Raw genomic sequence first — 23,130 nt, 5'->3', positions numbered from 1 at the left:
GAGCGTAAAGGTGGGCTGTGATGCGCGATTCTACCCGATTGACCGCCCTCAAGCAGAATCCGCTGTGGGATTTTGCCCTCGATTTCTATACGCGACCTGGCGTTGAGCATGCGTGTCTGTGTCTGCAAGACGAAGCAAAGGTCGATGTGTGCGAGCTGCTGTTGCATGCCTGGCTCTTTCACCATGGGCGCAAAGCCGAGCACGCGGCGCTGGTGTTGGAGCGGCGAACGCGAGTTCGCTGGCAGCAGGAGATTACCGGTGTTTTGCGCCAGCTGCGTCGCGAATTGAAAGGCGCGGCGCAAGCCAGCGAAGGCGTGGCTGAGCTACGCGCGACCATCAAGCGGGCCGAACTGCTCGCCGAGCGTGAAAACCTTCAACGCTGGCAGCAGTGGACTCTCGTGCCTGAAAATACGCGTACAGACCCAAAAGAAACGACACGAGAGCCTTCTAAACGTGCGCATTGGCTGCAATTACAGCTTTTTTCGCCGAATTTTCACCCATTTAGTGGTAGCGGCTGTGCTCCGAGTCCGAGGGTGGAAAATGCCTGGGAAGTGTTGGGTGGCCAGCTTGACCGCTTCATCCCGGCGCGCTAGCCTGAATTTTAACTGCTTCTTAAATGACCTTAATGGCGCGTCTGATGACATCTAGTGGCGGCGGTAGTGCCTCCCGGCGAGCGTTGCTTGATGTCAGCAGATGCAAAGGTCTGAGCAGGTTCTGAGCCTATGTTCAGCGCTTACCACTGCAAGAGGAATAACGCATGAAGGCAAGCAAGTCTGTTTCTCCCAAGCTTCTCTCTACCAAGCTTCTCACTACCGCCAGCGTTAGTGCGCTACTGCTAGGGCTGTCCGGTGCGGCCTCGGCCGATAACTGGCGTTACGCTCACGAAGAGTATGAAGGTGATGTGCAAGACGTCTTCGCCTATGCCTTCAAGGAGTATATTGAAGACAACTCCGATCACACCGTTCAGGTTTACCGCTTCGGTGAGCTGGGTGAATCCGACGACATCATGGAGCAGACGCAAAACGGTATTCTGCAGTTTGTGAACCAGTCGCCTGGCTTTACGGGGTCGTTGATTCCCGAAGCGCAAATTTTCTTCATTCCCTACCTGCTGCCCACCGACGAAGAGACCGTGCTTGAGTTCTTCGACGAGAGTGAAGCCATCAATGATATGTTCCCCAAGCTCTACGCTGAGCAGGGGCTTGAGCTTCTCAAGATGTATCCGGAAGGCGAAATGGTGGTCACCACCGACGAGCCCATTAGCTCGCCGGAGGATCTCAACAACAAGAAGATCCGCGTGATGACCAACCCGCTGCTATCGGAAACCTACGATGCCTTTGGCGCGACGCCCACGCCGCTGCCCTGGGGTGAGGTTTACGGTGGTTTGCAGACCGGCATTCTCGACGGCCAAGAGAACCCCATTTTTTGGATCGAGTCTGGTGGTTTGTATGAAGTGTCGCCGCACCTGACCTTTACCGGTCACGGCTGGTTCACTACCGCCATGATGGCCAACCAGGATTTCTACGAGGGGCTGTCTGAAGAAGATCAGGCGCTGGTTCAAGCCGCCTCCGAAGTGGCGTATGACCACACCATCGAGCACATTCAAGGCCTCGCCGATGAGTCGCTGGCCAAGATTCAGGAAGCCTCCGATGAAGTCACGGTCAATCGCCTAAGCGAAGAAGAGATCCAGGCGTTCCGCGAGCGGGCACCGCAGGTTGAGCAAGCCTTTATCGAGATGACCGGTGAGCGCGGTGAAGAGCTGCTGAACCAGTTCAAGGAAGACCTTGCAGAGGTGCAGAGCGATAACGATTAATCGCTGACACGATGAATGTCCAAACGGAGTAGGCTCCGTGTTCGTAGCGCACTGTTTCCGCCCTCTGTTTAGTACAGTCGATGTAGCGATACAGTGCCCGCGATAACCGCTAAGGGGCAGCATGCGCTGCCCCTTTTTTAGTCCTCAGCAGGTTGGATTTTTAAGCGGATAGCAAAAGTTTGGCTTTCGGGCTAGAAAAACCAGGGCGTAAAAGAAGGAGTCCGGCGATGTCTGATGAAGCATCCGAAAAGTATTATCGCTCCGGTTTGCCGGGGTTTCTCGGGATCATTGATACCTTTATCAGCAAGCTTGAGGCGGTGATTTTAGCGTTGGGCGTGCTGTTGATGGCGCTTAATACGGTCACCAACGTGATAGCGCGCTTCATTTTCGGTAACAGCATCATGTTTTCGGGAGAATTGAACCGCATTTTGATCATCATGATCACCTTTGCCGGCGTGGGCTATGCCGCGCGTCACGGGCGCCACATTCGAATGTCCGCGATTTACGATGCGCTGCCGGCGGGTGGGCGCAAAGTATTGATGATTTTTATCGCGCTATTTACCGCCGCGGTAATGTTTTTCCTCTGTTACTACTCAGTTATTTATATCCTTGATTTGCATGGACGAGGGCGTGTACTGCCCGCCTTGCAGCTGCCAATTTGGTTCATCTATGTCTGGGCGCCGCTAGGGTTATTTATTACCGGGATTCAGTATCTGCTCACCGCGGTCAAGAACGTCACATCACGGGATGTCTATCTCTCGACCACCACGCTTGATGGGTATAAAGACACGGAAACCGAAGTCTGATGCAGGGCTTTGACGCAGGGTTTGACACCTTAGGGGAACGGCTATGACGACCATAATGGTAGGAACCATGATCGGCCTGCTGCTGCTGGGCTTTCCGATGATGATACCGCTGATCACCGCAGCAGTGATCGGGTTTTATATGATGTTTAACGGGCTGGGCCAGATGGATACGCTGATCCAGCAGATGATGGCCGGCATTCGCCCCGCCTCGCTGATCGCGGTGCCCATGTTTATTTTGGCAGCGGACATCATGACACGCGGTCAGTCGGCGAATCGCTTAATCGCGATGGTGATGTCGTTTATCGGCCACGTGAAAGGCGGATTGGCGGTCAGTACCGCGGCTTCGTGTACGCTATTTGGCGCGGTTTCGGGCTCTACCCAGGCGACGGTAGTGGCGGTCGGCTCGCCCCTGCGCCCCAAAATGCTGAAAGCGGGCTACTCCGACCCCTTTACCTTGGCGCTTATTATTAACGCCAGCGATATTGCCTTTTTGATCCCGCCGAGTATCGGCATGATCATCTACGGCGTTATTTCGGGCACCTCGATCGGTGAGCTGTTTATCGCCGGTATTGGTCCTGGGTTATTGATTCTGATGATGTTCTCGGCGTACTGCGTGACTTACGCCATTGTTAAGAATGTGCCCACCGAGCCCAAATCGACTTGGAAGGAGCGCGCCAAAGCAGTGCAACAAGCGCTGTGGCCATTGGGTTTCCCGGTGATTATTGTCGGCGGGATTTATGGCGGTATTTTTAGCCCCACCGAAGCGGCGGCAGCCTGTGTGCTGTATGCCGTGCTGCTTGAGTTCGTGGTGTTTCGCTCGCTGAAAATGAACGATATCTATGCCATTGCCAAGTCGACAGGCTTGATCACGGCGGTGGTCTTTATTTTGGTCGCCGCCGGTAATGGCTTCTCTTGGATTATCTCGTTCGCGCAAATTCCTCAAGCGATTCTGGAAGCCGTCGGGGTGAACGAGGCCGGGCCCACCGGCGTGCTGATTGCGATCTGTATCGCCTTTTTCGTGGCGTGCATGTTTGTCGACCCGATCGTGGTCATTTTGGTACTGACACCGATTTTCACCCCGGCCATTGAGGCGACAGGGCTCGACCCCGTGCTGGTGGGTATCCTGATTACGTTGCAAGTCGCGATTGGGTCGGCCACACCGCCGTTTGGGTGCGATATTTTCACCGCCATTGCGATTTTCAAGCGCCCCTACTTGGAAGTGATCAAGGGGACGCCCCCGTTTATCTTTATGCTGATTTTAGCGGCTGCGCTGCTGATTATGTTCCCGCAAATTGCGCTGTTCTTGCGTGACGTCGCTTTCCGCTAAGCCGCTCATCACCATAAGGAGATAAGCCATGTTTAACCGCATTTTGGTCCCGGTAGACGGTTCAAAAGGGGCGTTGAAAGCGCTGGAGAAAGCGGTGGGGCTGCATCTGCTCACCGGCGCGGAAATCTACTTTCTGTGTGTTTTTAAGCACCACAGTCTGCTGGAAGCCTCGCTTTCGATGGTGCGGCCGCAAAAGCTGGATTTGCCCGACGACGCCCTAAAAGAGTACGCCACCGAGATCGCGGTTCATGCCAAGGCGCATGCGGTTGAGTTGGGTGCTGACAGTGCCCGAGTGCGCGCTTTCGTCAAGGGGGGCCGTCCTTCGCGTACCATTGTACGGTTTGCCCGTAAGCGCGAGTGCGACCTGATCGTGATCGGCGCGCAAGGCACCAACGGCGATAAAAACTTACTGCTAGGTAGCGTATGTCAGCGCGTGGCGGGCGCGGCGCACTGCCCCACCATGGTGGTGTAAAGCAAGTCGTAACACCTGGGGCCAACACCCGCTCTCTTAGGTAGATGCAGCCTAAGGCGGCGGGTGTTACGCTTTCCATCTGACCACTTTTCTGATGTAAGGGTAATTGATGAAAACTCTCCTCTCTTCCACGGCGCTGGTTGGCGCGCTTTTAATCGCCCCGTATGCCGCAGCGGCTCCCGAGACCGACGAGGAGCGCTTGGCGTATAGCCTTGGGGTCACGCTCGGCGAAAGCATGCAGGCCGATGTGGATGATTTAGATATCGACGCCTTCAGTGAGGGCATGCGCGATGTGTTTGCCGGCAATGAGCTGGCTTTGAGCGAGGATGAAATCGCCGACGCCCTGACCGCCTTCCAAGAGCGCGCCATGCAGGAGCGCGAAGCGCAAGCAGAAGCGCTTGCCGAAGCCAATAAAGCGGAAGGCGAAACCTTTTTAGCCGAAAACGCCGAGCGCGACGACGTCACCGTGACCGACTCGGGCCTGCAGTACGAAGTGCTCGAATCCGGCGATGGTGCCACACCTGGCCCAAAGGATAGCGTTGAAGTGCACTACGAAGGCACGCTGCTTGACGGCACCGTCTTTGATAGCTCTATCGAGCGCGGCGAGCCGGTGACCTTCCGCGTCGATCAGGTCATCGAGGGCTGGCAAGAGGCGCTGCAATTGATGAGCGTCGGCGACGTATGGAAGCTCTATATCCCGTCCGACTTGGCTTACGGCGCGTCCGGCCAAGGCCCAATTGGCCCCAATGAAGTCCTGATCTTTAACGTTGAATTGCTGGACGTCGAATAACCATGCTAACGACTGCCGCCTCTGCTCCTGCACTCGCTAAGGCGACTCGGCTTTTGCTCTGCGCAGGGCTGAGTGTGCCGCTTGCGGCGATGGCCGATACCGAGAGTGACCCTGCGACCTTGCCCGCGTTGAGTGCCAGCGAGGCCCAGAACAGCGTCGTGGGCGTCTCCTCCGGTGGCTATATGGCGATGCAGCTGGCCATCGCCTGGCCGGAGCGCTTTAAGGGTGTGGGGGTGCTGGCGGCAGGCCCTTGGGGATGCTCTCAAGGGTCGCTTAGCTTAGCGCTGAATCAATGCATGATGACCCGCCGCGGTGAGCCCTCCCTCGCCGAGCTTGATGCGCGTTGGGCGCGCTACGCCGCCGAAGGTCAAGTCGGTAGTGACGCCGCTCGCGACGATCTTCGCGCCTATGTCTGGCACGGTGAAGCCGATGAGGTGGTCGATCCGGTGCTCGGTGATCTGCTCGCCGAGCAGTGGCGCCAGTGGCTCGCCGATGAGGAGCAGTTGAAAGTGGCGCGTAGCGAGGAGACCGGCCATGGCTGGCCGGTACGCCTACCCAGCGACTCGGGCACCGCGCCCGAAGCGCTAGGCGGTTGCCGCCAGGGCGGGGGTAGCCACGTGCTGGCCTGCGATGAAGATATCGCCGGCGAAATGATGGACTGGCTCCATCCCGAGCGAAGCGCCGCCTCACCCGAAGAGGAAGGCGAGTTACTGGCGTTCGCCCAAGGGGAGTTTGATGCCAAAGGCCTGGCCGATACCGGTTACGTCTACGTTCCCGCGGGCTGCGACGACGGCGAGTGCGGTGTCACCGTGGCCCTGCACGGTTGCCAAATGAGCGCGGAGGCGATCGGCGAGACATTCGTGCGCCACACAGGGCTGAACGCGTGGGCCGATCGGCACCGGCAGATCGTGCTCTATCCTCAAGCCGAGAGCAGTTTGGCCAACCCGCAAGGCTGCTGGGATTGGTGGGGCTTTGCCGAAAGCACCTGGCAGCTCAGCCCGCTGCACGATACCCGCGAGGGCGAGCAGGTAAGCGCCTTAACGGCGATGCTTGAGCGGTTACAGGCATCATCGCTGCCCGAGCGCTAACGGCTAGGCTAACGCGCCAGGTGGGTGTTTAAAGCGCTCACCAAGGCGCTTGAGGTGGGCGAATACAGCACCCGTTGCACGATGTCGCCCGTCCGGTTGACCAAGTAAAGCGAGGCGCTATGGTCGATGGTGTATTCCATGGCGGAGTCTTTAGCCTCGACGCGGCGCCAAATCACCCCATAGCGCTCGGCGAGCTCTTCAAGCTCTGCTTGGCTGCCCGTTGCGCCGATAAAGCGCTCGCCAAAAAAGCCGGTATATTCTCGCAAGCGCTCAAGCGTGTCGCGCTCAGGGTCCACCGAGATCAGCAGGGGCACGACGCGTGCGCGCTGCTCGGGCGTTAACTGCGCAAGCGCCTGCTTTTTTACCGCTTGATTCATGGGGCACACATCGGGGCAGTAGGTATAGCCAAACGACACCACCGCTAACTGATCCTCCTCAAGCTGGGTGAGGGAGAAGTCGCCGTGGGTCGAGGACAGCTCAATGGGGCCGCCCATAGGTTCGCCCTGGGTATCGGGTGCGCTTGTGTAGCGGTAGAGGCCGACGGCGCTGGCCATGAGAAGCAGCGCAATCAGCGCAGCGCCTAGCCAAAGAGGCGTGCTTTTCGACGTGGAACGCGGGTTGGGCATGCTGTTAGCTCCGAATGACATCAAAATCAAACCAACTGCCGAGGCGACCTTCCGGCGTCTTAACAATAACGCGGGCACGCCACGGCATCACCGCTTGCGTACAAACGCTCACTTGCCCTTGACCGTGAAAATGCCCCCCGCCGGTGGCGTTTAACGCAAAGCGGTGCAGCCCCATATCCATATCGCGGCCGACAAAATTGACGGTTACCGCCGTTGCTTCAATACCTTCAATGTTTACGTCAAGCGGCAGAATCTCCAGCGCTTCAATACGCTCCTCGACGTCGATCGCGAACGTCATGTGGCCATGATTGCCTAGGGTGGCCGAGCAAGGGGCACTGTGTAAGTCGCAGCCGGTTTCGGGCGGGTACCAGGTGGTATCCGCATCGCCGCGCAGCCAGTGGGAGAAGGCATACCAACTAAGCGCGGCCAGCGCGAGGCCGGTCACCAAGATAAGCCCTTTGAGTAATGGCAGTCGAGCGGCATCGCCGGTTTTTGAGACAGGTTCTGAAATCGGTTTCATGGCAAAATCACTGTGACGTAAGCCGTCGGGTGGGGGCGGGGTATGGTAACAACGCACGTTAACAGCGTACTTTAACAGCAAATCCGCCGGCGTCCCTGTGCTGGGATGTCGCAGGGGGAGGCGAGGCAGGACGTGGCAAGTCAAAGTATCACCGGGGCGCTAGGGCCGCTTTTTTTGCTGATTCTGTTTGGCGCGATACTGGGGTATCGGCGCTGGCCTAGCGTTGCGTTTTGGGCGCAAATGGAGCGGCTGATCTACTTTGTGCTCTTTCCGGCGATGTTGTTGGCGACACTGGCGAGCGCGGATGTCGCGCAGGTGCCCGTGGCGTCCCTGGCGCTGGTGCTGCTGGGGGCGCTGAGCCTCTTTGCACTGCTGCTTTGGTGCGTGCGCCCCCGGCTAGGGCTTGATGCCGCGGCCTTTACCTCGGTGTTTCAAGGCGCGATCCGCTTTAACACCTATGTGGGCGTGGCGGGGGCGGCGGCGCTGCACGGCAGCGCCGGGGCTACCACGGCGGCGGTGGCGGTGGCGTTGATGGTACCGGTGGTCAATGTCATGTGCGTGACGAGTTTTGTCGCCGCGGGTACGCTGGGGCGAGCGAGCCTGGGCAAAAGTATCGCGGCGCTGGTAAAAAATCCGCTGATTCTCGCCTGCCTGGTGGGTGTTGGCTTGAACCTGTCGGAGATAGGATTACCCGGCTGGAGCGAGGAGAGCGTCTCGCTTTTGGGGCGTGCCGCGCTGCCGCTGGGGCTGGTCGCGGTGGGAGTGGCGCTGCGCCCTGCCGCGCTGTTGCGCCTTGATCGCGGCGTGCTGGTCACCAACAGTGTGAAGCTTGCGCTGCTGCCCGCGCTTGTCCTGGCGCTTTCGTGGCTTCTGGGCTTGGATAGCGTCACGCGCGACGTCGCCCTGCTGTTTGCCGCGCTCCCCACGGCCACCTCGGCCTATATCTTGGCGCGTCAGCTCGGCGGTGACGCGGAGTTAATGGCGGCGATTATCACTGGCCAGACGCTGATCGCCATGCTCACGCTGCCGCTTTGGCTACAGCTCACCGGTTAGAGAAAGGTAAATAAAAAATATTCGCATTAGTGTTGACGGGATAAATGAGAATGATTATATTGTGATGGTGGCGTTGGATGAGGCGCCACAGCCAAGGCAGAAACGGCCAGTTTCCTGCCATGGTTTCTCCCTCTCATTGCTAGTCACGGTCTTTTTGCCGCCCCCTTGGGCGGCTTTCTTTTTTTTCGCTGCGCGCTTTTTGCAAATTGCACTTTTAGCCTCCGCCTTCCATGCTGTGAGCTATATCTCGTGCAAGGAGTCCCGCTATGCAGCCGTTTCTCACCCTCTATCTCAATACGTCATCCCCCTTTGCGCGCGTGGCACACGTGTGCCTACATGAAACACGCTTGATTGAGCAGACCGAGCTGCGTTGGTGCGACCCCTGGGCCGCCGACAGCGAGCTTTTGGAGATCAATCCGCTTAGCCGCGTGCCGACGCTGGTGACGGCCGAGGGGCAGGTGCTGACCGAGTCGCTTTTGATCGCGTACTACGTGGATAGCATCAGCGAAGGCGTGTCACTGTTGCCGGAAGCGCAGCGCGAGGCGGTGCTGTCGCTTACCGGGTTGGGTCAAGGGTTGATGGAGGCGGCATTTCAAACCGTGATCGCCCGCAAGCACCAAGGCAGCGAAGCCGATGCGAGCGTGCTGGGGATGCGCCGCGTGAGTGCCATCGAGCGCACCCTCGCCGCGCTGGACGCACACCCTGCCATAATGGGTGCGACGGCGCCGACAGAGCGCACGTTGGATACGATTGTGGTGGCGGTGGCCCTGGCGTACCTGAGCTTTCGCTTGCCCGCCTTTGATTGGGAAAATCGCTTTCCCGCGCTGCAAACGTGGTACGCCAGGGTAACCGATAGCGAGAGCTTTATTCTGACGGCGTTTGAGTAAGCGGTTCAGCTATCGCGGCGGTAGATCAAATCCCATACGCCGTGACCGAGCTTTTCGCCGCGCGCTTCGAACTTCGTCAGCGGGCGAAACGCCGGGCGTGGCACATACGGCGCCGTTTCGGCGGTTGCCGTATTGGTATAGCCCGGCGCGTTCTCCATCACGTCCGCCATCCACTCGGCGTAGGCTTCCCAGTCGGTCGCCATATGCAGCGTGCCGCCGATGTTTAAGCGCGTGCGGATCAGCTCGACAAAAGCGGGCTGCAGAATACGCCGCTTGTGATGCTTCTTTTTGGGCCAAGGGTCGGGAAAGAAGAGCTGCAGGGTATCCAGGCGGCTCTCGGGGATGCACTGCTCCAGCACCGCCAACGCATCTTCGCGATAGACGCGCAGGTTGGTCAGCCCGCGCTTATCCGCTTCATCCAGCAGTTTGCCTACCCCGGGGGCATGCACTTCGATGCCGATAAAGTCGGTATCCGGGTGCGTCTGCGCCTGCTCAATCAGCGACTGGCCCATGCCGAAGCCGACCTCTAAAACCCGCGGCGCACGGCGGCCAAACAGCGCGTCGAGATCTTGCCGACCGTCAGCGAGGGTGAGCCCCAGGCGCGGCCAGACCTCTTCCAGGCCGCGGGTTTGCGCCTGGGTCATGCGGCCTGCGCGAATCACATAGCTTTTGATACCGCGCCGGTGCAGCGGCGCATCAGGGCTCTCGGGGCCGGTGGTCGGCTCAGTGTTGTCGGTCATGGTGTCTCTGTGAGGGCTCTTCGTAATAGGGCTTTAAAGGAAATACTGTATTAGCCGTTAATGCGGCCGGCAAAAGGGGAGGACGGGTCGGCGTGCTGGCGCCACGGCATACGCCCGGCCAAGTACGCATCGCGTCCGGCCTCCACGGCGCGCTGCATCGCGCGGGCCATGCGCACCGGCTCGCGGGCGTGGGCAATGGCGGAGTTAAGCAGCACACCGTCGCAGCCGAGCTCCATCGCCATGGCCGCATCCGAGGCGGTGCCGATACCCGCATCCACCAGCACGGGCACTTGGCTCTGCTCGACAATCAGGCGCACGTTGTGCGGATTCTGAATGCCGTGGCCGGAGCCAATCAGTGAGCCCAGCGGCATGATGGCGCAGCAGCCCATGGTCTCTAGTTCGCGTGCCACAATGGGGTCGTCGCTGGTGTACACCATGACATCGAAGCCGTCGGCAAGCAGCGTCTCGGCGGCTTTCAGGGTTTCGACCACGTTGGGGTAGAGGGTAGCGTCGTCGCCGAGCACTTCCAGCTTGACCAGGTTGTGACCATCAAGCAGTTCGCGCGCCAGGCGGCAGGTGCGTACGGCGTCCTTGGCGTTGTAGCAGCCGGCGGTGTTGGGCAGCAGCGTATAGCGCGCGGGAGAGATCACGTCCAGCAGGTTGGGCGCGTCCGCATCTTGCCCCAAATTCGTGCGGCGCACGGCAAAGGTGACGATCTCGGCGCCGCTTGCGGCAATCGCCGCACCGGTTTCGTCGAAATCCTTATACTTGCCGGTGCCCACCAAAAGACGCGAGCTGAATTCGCGGCCGGCAATGGCAAGCGGTGTATCGGTGAGCTGGGTCATGATGAACTCCTTAGGGCTAGCCCGGGAAAAGAGATTAACCGCCGCCAATGGCGTGGACGATTTCGACCTGGTCGCCCTCGGCCAAGCGTGTGTTGGCGAGCTGGCTTTTGGGCACGATCGCTTCGTTGACTTCCACCGCGACACGGCGGCCGCCAAGCCCCAGTTGGTCGACCAAATCCGCGGCTGACGCGGGGGTGTCGCGGCGACTTTCGAGTGAGTAAGGCTCGCCATTGAGGCGAATCTTAATCGTGGACATGGTAGTTGACATGGTATTGGGCACAGGTTGACGGATGCATGTATCCAGTAATATGGGCGCTATTGTAGCCGTTTCAACGCGGGCAAACAGCCATAAACAGCACAAACGTCAAAGGAGGTAAGCGGTGCGGCGAGTCAATCAGTGGGCTTGGGTGGGGGTGGCGCTCTCCGGGGCGCTCACGGTAGCGCTGGGCGCTTACGCCGCTCACGGGCTGAGTGCGCGTGTTAGCGCACAATTGGTCAGTGCGGTGGAGACCGGCGTGCGCTATCAGGCGTGGCATACGCTCGCCATGATGGCGCTACTGGTGTGGCAAACTCCGCTTAAGGGGCTTCGCTGGGTGATCACCCTCTGGGCGCTGGGCATCGTGTGCTTTTCCGGCTCGCTCTACCTGATGGCGCTAGCGGGGCTCAATCTTGGGCTGGTTACCCCGCTTGGCGGGGTGCTGTTGATCGTAGGCTGGCTAGGGCTCGGGGTGGTGGCGCTGTTGGGTGATCGCTAGCTAAAACGGCCAGCGTCAGGCGTTATCCGGCAGCATGTAGCTTGCGGTGACGTGGATCACCGGCTTGGTTTCATCGGCGGCGGAGACGATCTCGACCTCGCCAACGGCTAAGCGGCGGCCAAGTTTGATCAGCCGGGCGTGGGCGATAATGTCATGCTCACCCGAGGCGGCGCGCAGGAAGTGGCAGTTCAGGTCGCTGGTCACGGCCATTGGCTCGGGGCCGATTTGCGCCAGAATCGCCACATAGAGCGCTACATCGGCAAAGCCCATCATGGTCGGGCCAGAAACCCGGGGGCCAGGGCGCAAGTGCTCATGGCCGATATTAAGGCGCATGGTGGCGCACATTTCTCCCACGCTCACGATGTTGCCCATGCGTTGCGGGAAAACCTCGTCGAGGAAGTGCTCGATCTGTTCAACGGTCATGACAGTCATTGATTTTCCTTCCCTTGTTTTTGTTGCTTACTGGAACGTAAACGTCAGGTTTTCCCTAAGCTAAACAAAAGCCCCTTAAGGTGCGAGACCTTAAGGGGCGGATAGCGACTATGGTCTAGTGCGCTCGTTTGGCTTGGCGTTTACTTCGCCTTGTGAACCTGGCGCCACTCATGCAGCAGCGGCTCGGTGTAGCCCGACGGCTGCTCGCGGCCCTTGAAGATCAGGTCCGACGCCGCTTTAAACGCCGTGGAGTCGTCAAAGTTAGCGCTCATGGCGGTGTAGGTCGGGTCATTGGCGTTCTGCTCGTCGACGACCTTGGCCATGCGCTTCAACGTCTCTTCGACACGCGACGCATCGACAATACCGTGATGGAGCCAGTTCGCGATGTGCTGGCTAGAGATGCGCAGCGTGGCGCGGTCTTCCATCAGGCCGACGTTGTGGATATCCGGTACTTTCGAGCAGCCCACGCCGTGCTCTACCCAGCGCACGACATAGCCGAGAATGCCCTGGCAGTTGTTATCCAGCTCCTGCTGAATCTCGTCATCGGACCAGTTGGCGTTTTCCGCGACCGGCACGGTGAGCAGGTCGTCCAGGTAATCCGGCTCGCCCTGGGCTTCGAGTTCGCGCTGAACGTCGGTGACGTTGACCTGATGGTAGTGCAGCGCGTGCAGGGTCGCGGCGGTGGGAGAGGGAACCCAGGCGGTGTTGGCGCCGGCTTTCGGGTGGCCGATTTTCTGCTCCAGCATGCTGTGCATCAAATCGGGCATGGCCCACATGCCTTTGCCGATCTGCGCGCGGCCCCGCAGGCCACAGGCGAGACCCACTTGGACGTTGTTCTTCTCGTAAGCCTGAATCCAGGCGGCGCCTTTCATATCGCCTTTGCGCACCATGGGGCCGGCTTCCATCGCGGTGTGCATTTCATCACCGGTACGGTCGAGGAAGCCGGTGTTGATAAAGACCACGCGCGAGGCGGCCTCATTGATACACGCCTTGAGGTTGACGGTCGTGCGGCGCTCTTCGTCCATGATGCCCATTTTCAGGGTATCGCGGCTCATGCCCAGGATGTCTTCCACGCGGCCAAACAGCTCGTTGGAGAGAGCGACTTCTTGGGGGCCGTGCATCTTGGGCTTAACGATATACACCGAGCCTGCGCGCGAGTTACGCGGCTGGTCGGCCTCTTTTTTCAGGTCGTGGAGGGCCAGAAGTGACGTCACTACCGCGTCGAGAATGCCCTCGGGCAGCTCGTTACCGCTCTCGTCCAGCACCGCCGGCGTGGTCATCAAATGGCCCACGTTACGCACGAACATCAGCGAACGGCCAGGCAGGGTAACGCTTCCGCCTTCGGTGGTCTGCCAGGTGCGATCGGGGTGAAGTTTACGAACAGAGCGTTTGCCGCCCTTTTCGATCGTCTCTACCAGGTCGCCCTTCATCAGGCCGAGCCAGTTGGTGTAAACGCCTACCTTGTCCTCGGCGTCCACCGCGGCGACGGAGTCTTCGCAGTCCATGATGGTGGTCAGCGCGGCTTCGACGACGACATCTTTCACATTCGCCGGGTCGGTTTTGCCGATCGGGTGCTCGGCGTCGATCTGAATCTCAACGTGCAGGCCGTTGTTGGCCAGCAACAGGGCGTCGGGCTTGGCCGTATCACCGGTGAAGCCGATGAACTTATCGGGGTCTTTGAGGCCCGTTTCACGACCGCCTTCCAGCGTCACGATCAAGTGCTCATCGCGGATGGCGTATTTCACCGCGTCACGGTGCGAGCCGGTGGCCAAGGGCGCTGCGCGATCCAGCACGCCGCGGGCGTAAGCAATGACTTTTTCGCCGCGCTTGGGGTTGAAACTTGAGCCTTTCTCGGCGCCATCGGCTTCGGAGATGACATCGGTGCCGTAGAGCGCGTCGTACAGGCTACCCCAGCGCGCGTTGGCGGCGTTCAGCGCGTAGCGGGCGTTGGAAACCGGCACCACCAGCTGCGGGCCGGCTTGCACGGCGATTTCACGGTCAACGTTGGCCGTGGTGGTGTTGACGTTGGCGGGCGCGTCGGCGAGATAGCCAATCTCTTGCAAAAAGCCGCGGTAGGCCGGCATATCCTTCACCGGGCCGGGGTTTTCACGGTGCCAGGTGTCGAGCTTCTCTTGCAGCGCGTCGCGCTCTTCGAGCAATTGGCGGTTTTTGGGGGTCAAATCATGAAACAGGGCATCCACGCCGGCCCAAAACGCGTCTTGATCGACGCCGGTACCCGGCAGGGCTTGCTCATTGATGAAACGGTCCAAATCGGCTGCCACCTGTAAACGGTGGCGCGTGATACGCTCGCTCATGGGAAATCTCCGGTGTAGGGCGTGCTTGTTTAGGGGCTGAGTGGCCTTGTGATGGTCAGCTCAGGGCGTCAGAGTAGGTTTATGGAAAATACTTCCACATTTGAGTTGGCATGTAAACAGCGTAGACCCTAAAGCGTTCCGATGCTCGACCAAAAGATAGGGCGTGATCAAAAAATAAGCCAGACGGCGTGGGCCAAAGTGGGAGTAGACACAACGTGAGCAGGCAAGATTTTCGCCATCTGGAAGGGCACTTTCGCCGCGTACCGGGAGAGTCGACGTTATTGCAGCTACAGCCAGGCAGTGCCTTGGCGCAAGCGCTGGAGGATTACTTTGGCCACTACGGGCTGGGTGTCCTGCTTAACGATACCAGCGAGGTGTACGCGGGCTTTCTGGATACCGGGCGCTTTTCGCTTTGGTGCCAGGTGTGGAGCCCGCCCGAGCCGCGCGGCACGGCGTTTGTGGTACACGGCTATTTTGACCACTTAGGGCTCTATCGCCATCTGCTGGAGTACCTCTTGGCCAAGCAGTGGCGCGTGGTGTTGTGGGACTTGCCGGGGCACGGGCTATCGAGCGGTGCGCGCGCCTCGATCGACGACTTTGCCGACTACCAGCACTGCCTGCGGGCGCTGCAAAGCCGTTTGCGCGAGGAGAAGCTTGCGCCCACCCCGTGGTTGGGCGTGGGGCAGAGTACGGGGGCGGCGATCCTGGCGACCGATGCGTTACGCCAAGGCGAGCCTTCGCCCTGGGCAGGATTGGTGCTATTGGCGCCGCTGGTGCGCCCCTGGGGCTGGCATCAATCGAGCTGGCTGCACCTTTTCGCGAGCCCTTTTGTTAAAGAAATCCCGCGCAAGTACCGCGCCAACTCCAACGACGAGGCCTTTACCGTTTTTTTACGCGACCACGACCCGCTGCAGCCCGATAAACTCAGCGTGGCGTGGATCAGCGCCATGCGCCGCTGGATGCCGCAGCTGCTCGCGCTTGACCCTGTCGCCGTGCCGACGCTGATTTTTCAAGGAGAGCAGGATGTGACCGTCGACTGGGAGTGGAACCTGCAAATTCTGGCGGAGAAATTCCCCCGCGCCCAGGTTTACCGGCATCCTGAGGCGCGCCACCATCTAGTCAACGAAACCGCGCCCATTCGCGAGGAGCTTTTTGGCGCTATCGATGGTTTTGTTGACGATCTTTCCAGCCTTTAGGAGAGCAGTCCTTAGGCGACTTGGTGGCGACGCGCTTCCTCAAGGTCGTAAGCGTTCTGGAGGCGTAACCAGTAGCCTTCGCTAGTGCCAAAGATGCGCGCCAGACGTAGATCCGTATCCGCCGTAATGGCCCGACGACCAAGGGTGATTTCGCCGATGCGCGTGGCGGGCACACCCATCTGCTTTGCCAGTGCGTTTTTGCTCAGTCCCATCGGCTGTATAAAATCTTCATACAGGATTTCACCGGGATGAATGTTAGGAAGCTTTGTCATGGATTACCTCCTTTCAGTGATAGTCGACTATTTCGACATCGTAAGCATCGCCATTTTCAAAGCGAAAACATAAGCGCCATTGGTCATTAATGCGAATACTGTACTGGCCTTCGCGATTGCCTCGAAGCGGCTCTAATCGATTTCCTGGCGGAATGCGCAAGTCGTCGAGGGTTGCTGCCGCATCGAGTTGCCGCAACTTTTTGAGTGCATTGCGCTGCATGTCGTGTGGCAGTTTACGCGATAGTTCCCCACGATAAATCATAGCGGTTTGAGAACACTTAAAGCCTTTTATCACGACCAACCTCCGTGTTTATAGCATCAGTATAACGCAATGCGTTATATATGCTAATGACTTACCCTCCCTTCAACAGTCTGTCCAGCTGACGGTAGCCGATGGCTTCGATCAGGTGCGGCTGGGTGGGTTTGGGGGCGTCTTCTAGGTCGGCGAGCGTCAGCGCCACGCGCAGTACGCGGTGGTAGGCGCGGGCCGAGAGCTTGAGCTTTTCCAGCACGCCGGCAAGCCAGGCGCGTTCGCGGTCATCCAGCGCGCAGGCGGCCTCCAACGCTTTGCCACCAAGCTCGCTATTGAGCGCACCCCGGGCCATTTGCCGTTCGCGGGCTGCTACTACCCGTTGGCGTACCGCATGGGAGGGCTCGCCTTCGGTTTGCGCCGTGAGCTGCTCGGGCGGCAGCGCGGGTACTTCCACCTGTAGGTCGATACGGTCCAGAAGCGGGCCGGAAAGCCGCGCCTGGTAGCGCTGAATTTGCGTGGCGGTGCACTGGCAGCGTTGGCGCGGGTCGCCCAAGTGCCCGCAGGGGCACGGGTTCATCGCGGCAACCAGTTGGCAATGTGCTAGATTATGATGAATTGTTTAACATCGGATCGAAAGCATGCCCAAAGCCATCTCATACATACGTTTTTCATCAGGTAGACAAGGCAAAGGCTCTACCACAGAGCGACAAAAGGCGCTAATACAGCAATGGCTTTCTGACAATCCAGACATCCAACTATCCCACTTATCCCAAGAGGATCTAGGTAAAAGTGGATTCAGAGGGGATCATCTTCAGCATGGATTGGGACGAATCTTAGAAGCTATTGAAGAGGATAAAATCTGCCCAGGAGATTTCATTCTCGTAGAAGCTATAGATCGGATAGGACGTCTTGAGCCATTCGATATGATTAGCCTAATACAAGATATTGTTGCTAAGGATGTGAACATTGTAACCTTGGAAGACCAGCAAACATACTCAAGAAATGCGTTGAATAACAATTTTTCATCATTGTACATACTGATTGGTAAGATTCAGCAAGCACATCACTACTCAAAATCACTTTCAAATAGACTTATTGCAGCCTATGAAGCTAAGAGAAGGAAAGCTAGAGCAGGTGAAGATATTCGTATAATAACTCCCTTCTGGCTGGATAAGGAAGGAAGTTTGATTCCAGAAAAAGCGGAGATAACCAAGAAATGTATTGATTTTTACCTCAAGGGTTATGGGACTAGGAAAATAATTCTGATGTTATTGGATGATTACGAAGAACTTAAAGGAGTTCATCCTACTACTCTTAAAAGATGGTTTCAGCATCGTGCTTTGATTGGGGAATGGGAAAACAAGGGTGATCACATACGAAATGTATTTGAGCCATTGATTGACCATGCAACGTTCTATCGACTTCAGAAGCAGATTAAAGAAAGAGCAAGGGTTATGTCGCCAGAGCAGACATACGATCTATCAGGTCTAGTAAAATGCTCTCAGTGCGGTTCTAGGTACTACTACAGAAGAAAGTATCATAATCATGGTTATATAATATATTCAAATTGTTCAACTTATCTTAAAAGGGGTAAGCCTTTCTGCAATAATAATAAAACATGGCCCTATCAAGTTTTGATGGCTATACACGACCTAACATTTGATATGCATTTAGGTAAAGCTTCGTTTGATTATGCTGAAACTGGTGTGGCAACTGAGATAGAGACATTGAAGTCTGAAAGACAAGAGATTTCTGATCAAGTTGATAATCTTTTAGAAATCTTATTGATTATGCCAAAACAGCAAAATACAGTAGATAAAATGACCATTCTCAATAATCGGATGATGGAGATAGATGCTAAAATATATTCTCTCGAATCATCACTTATAAAAGATGAGGTGGTCTTCGATTCTGACTGCAAGGATAATCCGTATTGGTACAAACTTATTAAATTGGCTAATGATCAGCAGTTTGATATAGTATCAGATTCCATATATCTCAGGGAAACACTTAAAAAGTCAGCTTATGAGATTCTGGGAAACGATGACACTATGGTTGTTAAGACAGGGCCATCAAATTTCGTAGAATTTACATTAGTAAGAAGATCTCAAAAATACGCTTGTTATATAGTTAAGCGGTATACTCCAGCATATTCTATTCCGTTGGCAGACGACGAATCGGTAGATGTTTCTCATAAAGAGGAAACTGTTTTTTTTGCAGTAAATTATAAAGGAATTATAGTTTCATCATCCGATGAAAGTCGGCTTTTGAATGAACTTGAAAAGCGTGATGGAGATGCCGCGCTAGAATACCTTTTTACAGAAAGAGCAGAGCTTTATGATATGAAAATTAAAATTAATGAGTAATAAGAGTCTGTTCCAGAAGGTCAAGGTGTTTTGATGATAGCTTCATTTAAGACGATTGTTTGAATCATTTTGATAGATCGCGTCGTCCGTTTAGAGACAACTGATCCCATGCTAAGGAGTTGTTTAGATTAGGGTTAATTTGCTTAGTCATATATCTCACGATAGATTTGATATCATCAATTGGCTTTATCCATTCATCATTGACTGCAGTTAGTGCGGGGTTTCCAGCATAAGAGCTTGCACCAACCCATGACTCAATTATGGCATCTCGAAGATTGAGTTTTTTACGCCTGTTATAATTAAGTATACTAGGGGTTGGGTCGTAAACGGTCCACTAAACACATCTTCTCAGGCTGAATGTTGCCAACCACACTGAGGCTCTCTTTTATTTGGGAGAGCCTCATGAGTCGCGAACTCAACGCTACACAAGCCTTTTGGCTCGGTCATCTTTACCATGCCTCAGTACTGGAGATGCCGCTAAGCCAGTACGCCACGCATCAGGGATTAACGTTAGCCGATCTGCTGGCCTGGGAAGGGCGGCTCAAGGTCCAGGCGTTGCCCGTGCCACCACGCTATCGTCCCGCGCGATTTGTCGAAGTGGCGGTGGCGCCATGATCCGTCCCAGTACCGACTTGAACGTATATCTGTGCCGCGAACCGGTGGATATGCGCAAGCAGATCGACGGACTGGCCTTATTGGTTCAGGAAGCCATGGAGTTGAATCCGTTCGATAAGGCGCTGTTTGTGTTCGGTAATCGGCAGCGTGACAAGGTGAAACTGCTGTTCTGGGAGCGCAATGGTTTTGTGGTGTGGTACAAGCGCCTAGAACGCGAACGTTTTAAATGGCCAACCCACCTGGATGGGGACTCGGTGACACTGAGTGGCCAGGAACTTAACTGGCTGCTGGATGGCTACGACCTGAAAGCGATGCAACCGCATAAAGCACTGAATTTTCAGTCTGTTGGCTGATGTTCTTGCTCCTTTTTTACGGGCGTTTTTGATATACTCTGCGGCATGAAAAACGCCACTGCTTCCGCCCATGACGTCTCTCAACTGCAACGCCAGGTTCAGGCGCTGGAGGAAGAGAACGCGCAGCTGCATCGCCTGATGGAGAAGAAAGAGGCGCAGTGGGAAGCGGCCAAGCAATCCCTGTACGAACAGTTCCGCCTGGCATTGGAGCGCCAGTTTGGTCCCTCCACGGAAAAGTACGGCATCCAACAGGGTGACCTGCTGATCAATGAGGCTGAGCTGGCCGTTGATGAAGAGGACAGTGCGGCGGATGATGAAGCGACGGAGAACGCCGACGCAACGTCATTGGCCGATAACGCTACCGCTCCTGTCAAAAAGCGCCCGCGCGGTGGGCGTGTGGCCCTGCCGCCAGAACTGCCTCGCGTCGAGGTGGTTCATGAGCTAAACGAAGCAGAACGTTGTTGTGCCCAAGACGGAACCGAGCTTAAGGTCATCGGTGAAGACGTCAGTGAAGAGCTTCATGTGGTGCCGGCTCGCGTCGAAGTGATCCGCCATGTGCGGCGCAAATATGCCTGCCCAACCTGCGAAGAAAACGTCAAAACGGCCCCTGCACCGGCCAAACTGCTGCCCAAGAGTAATGCCAGCGCCACCTTGTTAGCCTACGTGGCCACCGCCAAGTACCAGGATGCCTTGCCGCTCTACCGGCAAAGTCAGATCTTTGCCCGACACGGCGCGGAGATCCCGCGCAACACGCTAGCCCGCTGGATGGTGCAAGCCGGTGAGCGCCTCACCCCGCTCATTGAGACACTGCGCCAACACCTGTTAACAGCGCCTCTGATCCACATGGATGAGACCACCCTCCAGGTCAACCAGGAAGAGGAACGCAAGGCCAGTGCCAAATCGTACATGTGGGTACAACGAGGTGGGCCGCCTGGCCAGCAGGTGGTGCTGTTCGGCTATGCCCCCAGCCGTGCGGGAAGCGTGCCCATGCGTCTGCTGGGCCACTATGCCGGTTGCCTAGTGACCGATGGCTATGAAGGCTACGCCGAGGTGGTGCGACGTAATGGCATCACCCACGCCGGTTGCTGGGCACATGCAAGACGCAAGTTCATCGAGGCCCAGAAAGTACAGCCAGCCGGTAAAACCGGCAAGGCTGACTGGGCACTGAACCAGATCAGCAAGCTCTATGGTGTCGAAAAACAAGCCAAAGCGTTGGCGCCAGAAGCACGTCAGGCTTTACGCGAACAGAAGAGCCGTCCACTGGTCGCTCAGCTACGCACCTGGCTCGATAAGTCCCTGGCGCAAGTGCTGCCCAAAAGCGCGCTGGGTAAGGCGTTGCATTACCTGGATAGCCAATGGCCGCGCCTGACCCGCTTCCTTGAGGACGGCAGAATCCCGCTGGACAACAACCTGGCCGAAAACGCTATCCGCCCCTTCGTGGTGGGGCGTAAAAACTGGCTGTTCAGCCACACACCGAGCGGCGCTCAAGCCAGCGCGGCAATCTACAGCCTGATCGAAACCGCCAAGGCCAATGGCCTCTCACCCTACGACTACTTGCAGTACGTCTTCGAAACGCTGCCCACGCTCAATGATGACGAGCTCACTACGCTGCTACCCTGGCACTGGAAGAAAACGTTACCCGACTGAGCGATGCCTGCCCAGATGTGGTTAGTGGATCGTTTACGTTGGGTCTTGAATGATCATATGGATATGCAACGAATTGTCGAAGCTTTTTTCTATCGCCGAGAAACAAACAATTCGTTTGTTTGACCGACTGCCAAATGATTTTCTACTTAAATTATTGATGAATTTCTCTATTGCTTTAGTAACAGTTATTTCGTCTTTTACCGGGTGCTTGAAGGTCAGCGTTAGAAAGTAATCCCAGTCAGTTTTTGATAACCATTCAGTAGTATCTGATACAAAACGTTCTTTCTTCTTCTCCTCTTCAGTCAAGATTATGCTATCTACCAACACTCTTTTTGTTAGCTTTTGTAATTTCATTGAATAATCCTCTAATGTTATTCTATAAACGCTGATGCGTGTATGTGTTTTATGTATCTGTTCATTGGATAATAGGATAACCAAGGCGCCGTTATTCAGGAACCAGACTGGTAAAGCCATTTCTACTATCGTGACCCACCGGATTTGCGAATCGCCGTATGCGTTAGGCGCTGGTAGGCTACATCTATATATGTGACTCAAAACGGTGCAGTCTCAGATGTCTCAAAAAAATGCTCATACGCCCACGTCACGCTTTCAGGCAGTCGTGGATGTCAAAGAGCTTATTTACCAAGGCTACAAGTCTACAGAGGCTTGCGAAAAGGTAGGGATTTCCCCAGACAGTTACCGTCGCTGGCGCGATAAGCTCGCTGATAATCCTGAGTGGGTGAAGCAAGAAGAGATTCACGATGAGAGTCGCCGTCCAAAACGGATGGCACGACAAGTAAGCGCCAGCACAACACTGAGAGTTATCGAGCTGGCGAATCATCCTCAGCACCAATCCGCAAACAGCATCACTCACCAATTGAAGGATGAAGGTATTGCTATTGGTACTGCAAAGGTCATCGAGATATTGGAAGGCGAGGGGTTATACGGAGAAATAGAAGTCAAAAATGCCAAAGGAGAATACAAGCGTAAGCGTGGTCTAAAAAAGCTATGCGAGAAGCGCCAGTAGGGGCGTCAGGAAGAGAAGTAAGCTGCTAGTGTGGTTCTTATATTGCATCATGCCGGAAAGCTGTTCACAAACCCTCAAAAAAGCAGGTGATGTGATGAGCAATCAGGCCCCTGAAGAAGGGCATTTCATTAGTACATAGCTTATGTAGGGTCCCTGATGATCACATGAGCTATAGAATTTATCCTCTATTGGTCGCTATCCATTTTAGATTTTACCTTCTGGACAGTGTATGTGCTGGAACCTGCATGTTCAGCTGTCTTCCTGACACTGAACCCTGCTTGGAGTAGTTCTTGAATGCGCCTATGCTTATCTAAATTTACAGGCCTACCCTTATACCGCCCATCAGCTTTTGCTTTCGCTATGCCCTGCTGCTGGCGCTCACGACGTTGTTCATAGTCCTTGCGAGCAATGGCAGCCATCATGTCTAGCATCATTGAATTGACTGCATCCAAGATCCTGGAAGTGAAGTCATCGTTTATACGTGCATTCATGGCCTGATGTGATGTTGGTAAATCTACGGCAACGACACGTAGACCCTTAACCTCGATCTCGGCACGCAGCTTTTTCCAGTCATCGGCGGGAAGGCGCGAAAGCCTGTCAATGCTCTCAACCAGCAGCACATCCCCAGCCTGAGCATCAGAGAGCAGCCTACGAAGCTCTGTGCGCTCCGCTGAGGCTCCACTGGCGTTCTCCATGTACTGACAGGCTATCGCCTTGCCAAAGGCCTCAGTGAAGCTCTGAAGGCTATGCTTGGCCCTGCTGGCATCCTGATCCTGAGTGCTGGCGCGAAGGTAGGCACGGATGAACATGATGAGCCTCTGTGCTGTTTTGATGTGTTGGAAATACAGTGTATTGTTTTGAGTTTAAAAAGTAAAATATCAACACAGTCAAGTCCCGCTCAGCGCATGTACTGCCTTGGGTATACCTTCAAGCCA

27 protein-coding genes and 1 pseudogene are annotated in these 23,130 nt (G+C 56.1%); 16 read left to right on the top strand and 12 right to left on the bottom strand.

The features are described from left to right. Positions 1–20: 20 nt before the first annotated feature. From BQ9846_RS07350 to BQ9846_RS07320, 7 genes are all read left to right on the top strand, one after another. The gene (locus tag BQ9846_RS07350) at positions 21–593 is read left to right on the top strand and encodes a TIGR02444 family protein (RefSeq protein ID WP_075880317.1); all 573 of its coding nucleotides are present in this window, start codon (positions 21–23) and stop codon (positions 591–593) included. Between the two features lie 164 nt (positions 594–757). Next, positions 758–1,810 (top strand): TRAP transporter substrate-binding protein, encoded by a 1,053-nt coding sequence (locus tag BQ9846_RS07345; protein WP_075880315.1) that lies wholly within the window; start codon positions 758–760, stop codon positions 1,808–1,810. 227 nt (positions 1,811–2,037) lie between these two features. Beyond that, the gene (locus BQ9846_RS07340) at positions 2,038–2,616 is read left to right on the top strand and encodes a TRAP transporter small permease (protein WP_075880313.1); all 579 of its coding nucleotides are present in this window, start codon (positions 2,038–2,040) and stop codon (positions 2,614–2,616) included. Positions 2,617–2,659: 43 nt separating this feature from the next. After that, complete coding sequence (locus BQ9846_RS07335) at positions 2,660–3,943, top strand: TRAP transporter large permease (RefSeq protein WP_075880311.1); 1,284 nt, start codon at positions 2,660–2,662, stop codon at positions 3,941–3,943. 28 nt (positions 3,944–3,971) lie between these two features. Continuing rightward, positions 3,972–4,415 carry a universal stress protein gene (locus BQ9846_RS07330; RefSeq protein WP_075880309.1) on the top strand — a complete coding sequence of 148 codons (444 nt, stop codon included), beginning with the start codon at positions 3,972–3,974 and terminating at the stop codon, positions 4,413–4,415. A gap of 109 nt (positions 4,416–4,524) precedes the next feature. Then, entirely contained in the window at positions 4,525–5,205 is a 681-nt protein-coding gene (locus tag BQ9846_RS07325; RefSeq protein ID WP_075880307.1) for a BamJ family beta-barrel-assembly machinery protein, read from the top strand. Positions 5,206–5,207: 2 nt separating this feature from the next. Beyond that, the gene (locus BQ9846_RS07320) at positions 5,208–6,293 is read left to right on the top strand and encodes an alpha/beta hydrolase-fold protein (RefSeq protein ID WP_075880305.1); all 1,086 of its coding nucleotides are present in this window, start codon (positions 5,208–5,210) and stop codon (positions 6,291–6,293) included. An 8-nt stretch (positions 6,294–6,301) separates the two neighbouring features. On the opposite strand, the gene BQ9846_RS07315 is transcribed toward BQ9846_RS07320, so the two are convergent. Together BQ9846_RS07315 and BQ9846_RS07310 are read right to left on the bottom strand one after the other, a co-directional pair. Further along, on the bottom strand, positions 6,302–6,919 hold the full coding sequence (locus tag BQ9846_RS07315; RefSeq protein ID WP_075880303.1) for an SCO family protein: 618 nt from the start codon (positions 6,917–6,919) through the stop codon (positions 6,302–6,304). 4 nt (positions 6,920–6,923) lie between these two features. Further along, positions 6,924–7,439, bottom strand: a complete 516-nt coding sequence (locus BQ9846_RS07310; RefSeq protein WP_075880301.1) for a hypothetical protein — start codon at positions 7,437–7,439, stop codon at positions 6,924–6,926. Positions 7,440–7,571: 132 nt separating this feature from the next. Here BQ9846_RS07310 and BQ9846_RS07305 point away from each other — a divergent pair, with 132 nt between their 5' ends. Then, positions 7,572–8,492: an AEC family transporter gene (locus BQ9846_RS07305; RefSeq protein ID WP_235818940.1), complete on the top strand. Its 921-nt coding sequence runs from the start codon at positions 7,572–7,574 to the stop codon at positions 8,490–8,492. Positions 8,493–8,758: 266 nt separating this feature from the next. Then, the gene (locus BQ9846_RS07300; RefSeq protein ID WP_075880297.1) at positions 8,759–9,379 is read left to right on the top strand and encodes a glutathione S-transferase family protein; all 621 of its coding nucleotides are present in this window, start codon (positions 8,759–8,761) and stop codon (positions 9,377–9,379) included. A 5-nt stretch (positions 9,380–9,384) separates the two neighbouring features. Here the strand turns inward: BQ9846_RS07300 and trmB are convergent, their stop codons facing one another. The 3 genes from trmB to thiS are packed head-to-tail and all read right to left on the bottom strand — an operon-like array spanning position 9,385 to position 11,232. Further along, entirely contained in the window at positions 9,385–10,119 is a 735-nt protein-coding gene (gene trmB / locus BQ9846_RS07295) for a tRNA (guanosine(46)-N7)-methyltransferase TrmB (RefSeq protein ID WP_075880295.1), read from the bottom strand. A 50-nt stretch (positions 10,120–10,169) separates the two neighbouring features. Continuing rightward, entirely contained in the window at positions 10,170–10,964 is a 795-nt protein-coding gene (locus BQ9846_RS07290) for a thiazole synthase (RefSeq protein WP_075880293.1), read from the bottom strand. Between the two features lie 34 nt (positions 10,965–10,998). Further along, positions 10,999–11,232, bottom strand: a complete 234-nt coding sequence (gene thiS / locus BQ9846_RS07285) for a sulfur carrier protein ThiS (RefSeq protein WP_075880291.1) — start codon at positions 11,230–11,232, stop codon at positions 10,999–11,001. 112 nt (positions 11,233–11,344) lie between these two features. Here thiS and BQ9846_RS07280 point away from each other — a divergent pair, with 112 nt between their 5' ends. Beyond that, positions 11,345–11,719: a DUF423 domain-containing protein gene (locus BQ9846_RS07280; protein WP_075880289.1), complete on the top strand. Its 375-nt coding sequence runs from the start codon at positions 11,345–11,347 to the stop codon at positions 11,717–11,719. 15 nt (positions 11,720–11,734) lie between these two features. Here the strand turns inward: BQ9846_RS07280 and BQ9846_RS07275 are convergent, their stop codons facing one another. Then, on the bottom strand, positions 11,735–12,151 hold the full coding sequence (locus BQ9846_RS07275) for a PaaI family thioesterase (protein WP_075880287.1): 417 nt from the start codon (positions 12,149–12,151) through the stop codon (positions 11,735–11,737). Positions 12,152–12,291: 140 nt separating this feature from the next. After that, on the bottom strand, positions 12,292–14,466 hold the full coding sequence (locus BQ9846_RS07270) for a malate synthase G (protein ID WP_075880286.1): 2,175 nt from the start codon (positions 14,464–14,466) through the stop codon (positions 12,292–12,294). A gap of 215 nt (positions 14,467–14,681) precedes the next feature. On the opposite strand from BQ9846_RS07270, the gene BQ9846_RS07265 reads away from it, so the two are divergent. Next, positions 14,682–15,662 (top strand): alpha/beta hydrolase, encoded by a 981-nt coding sequence (locus BQ9846_RS07265; protein WP_075880284.1) that lies wholly within the window; start codon positions 14,682–14,684, stop codon positions 15,660–15,662. Positions 15,663–15,673: 11 nt separating this feature from the next. Here BQ9846_RS07265 and BQ9846_RS07260 read toward each other — a convergent pair whose 3' ends face one another. From BQ9846_RS07260 to BQ9846_RS07250, 3 genes and pseudogenes are all read right to left on the bottom strand, one after another. Next, complete coding sequence (locus tag BQ9846_RS07260; protein WP_075880282.1) at positions 15,674–15,934, bottom strand: HigA family addiction module antitoxin; 261 nt, start codon at positions 15,932–15,934, stop codon at positions 15,674–15,676. Positions 15,935–15,947: 13 nt separating this feature from the next. Beyond that, positions 15,948–16,229 (bottom strand): type II toxin-antitoxin system RelE/ParE family toxin, encoded by a 282-nt coding sequence (locus BQ9846_RS07255; protein WP_075880280.1) that lies wholly within the window; start codon positions 16,227–16,229, stop codon positions 15,948–15,950. Positions 16,230–16,287: 58 nt separating this feature from the next. Next, positions 16,288–16,788 (bottom strand): annotated as a pseudogene (locus BQ9846_RS07250) (magnesium chelatase subunit ChlI family protein); the annotation flags it as partial. A gap of 37 nt (positions 16,789–16,825) precedes the next feature. Here BQ9846_RS07250 and BQ9846_RS07245 point away from each other — a divergent pair. From BQ9846_RS07245 to tnpC, 4 genes are all read left to right on the top strand, one after another. Then, positions 16,826–18,553 carry a recombinase family protein gene (locus BQ9846_RS07245; protein WP_075880276.1) on the top strand — a complete coding sequence of 576 codons (1,728 nt, stop codon included), beginning with the start codon at positions 16,826–16,828 and terminating at the stop codon, positions 18,551–18,553. A gap of 402 nt (positions 18,554–18,955) precedes the next feature. Further along, complete coding sequence (locus BQ9846_RS07240) at positions 18,956–19,168, top strand: hypothetical protein (RefSeq protein WP_075878619.1); 213 nt, start codon at positions 18,956–18,958, stop codon at positions 19,166–19,168. Beyond that, on the top strand, positions 19,165–19,521 hold the full coding sequence (gene tnpB / locus BQ9846_RS07235) for an IS66 family insertion sequence element accessory protein TnpB (protein WP_075878618.1): 357 nt from the start codon (positions 19,165–19,167) through the stop codon (positions 19,519–19,521). The genes BQ9846_RS07240 and tnpB overlap by 4 nt, the downstream gene beginning before the upstream one ends. A gap of 45 nt (positions 19,522–19,566) precedes the next feature. Continuing rightward, positions 19,567–21,168, top strand: coding sequence for an IS66 family transposase (gene tnpC / locus BQ9846_RS07230; RefSeq protein WP_075878617.1), 1,602 nt, complete (start codon positions 19,567–19,569; stop codon positions 21,166–21,168). A gap of 33 nt (positions 21,169–21,201) precedes the next feature. Here the strand turns inward: tnpC and BQ9846_RS07225 are convergent, their stop codons facing one another. Further along, entirely contained in the window at positions 21,202–21,522 is a 321-nt protein-coding gene (locus BQ9846_RS07225) for a hypothetical protein (protein WP_075880274.1), read from the bottom strand. A 217-nt stretch (positions 21,523–21,739) separates the two neighbouring features. On the opposite strand from BQ9846_RS07225, the gene BQ9846_RS07220 reads away from it, so the two are divergent. Beyond that, the gene (locus BQ9846_RS07220; protein WP_075880272.1) at positions 21,740–22,195 is read left to right on the top strand and encodes a transposase; all 456 of its coding nucleotides are present in this window, start codon (positions 21,740–21,742) and stop codon (positions 22,193–22,195) included. A 185-nt stretch (positions 22,196–22,380) separates the two neighbouring features. Here the strand turns inward: BQ9846_RS07220 and BQ9846_RS07215 are convergent, their stop codons facing one another. Continuing rightward, entirely contained in the window at positions 22,381–23,004 is a 624-nt protein-coding gene (locus BQ9846_RS07215) for a recombinase family protein (RefSeq protein WP_075880270.1), read from the bottom strand. Positions 23,005–23,130: the final 126 nt, after the last annotated feature.

Origin of the sequence: Vreelandella massiliensis, assembly GCF_900155385.1 — a bacterium.
Taxonomy (GTDB): domain Bacteria; phylum Pseudomonadota; class Gammaproteobacteria; order Pseudomonadales; family Halomonadaceae; genus Vreelandella; species Vreelandella massiliensis.
This window is presented reverse-complemented; position numbering and strand designations above follow the sequence as displayed.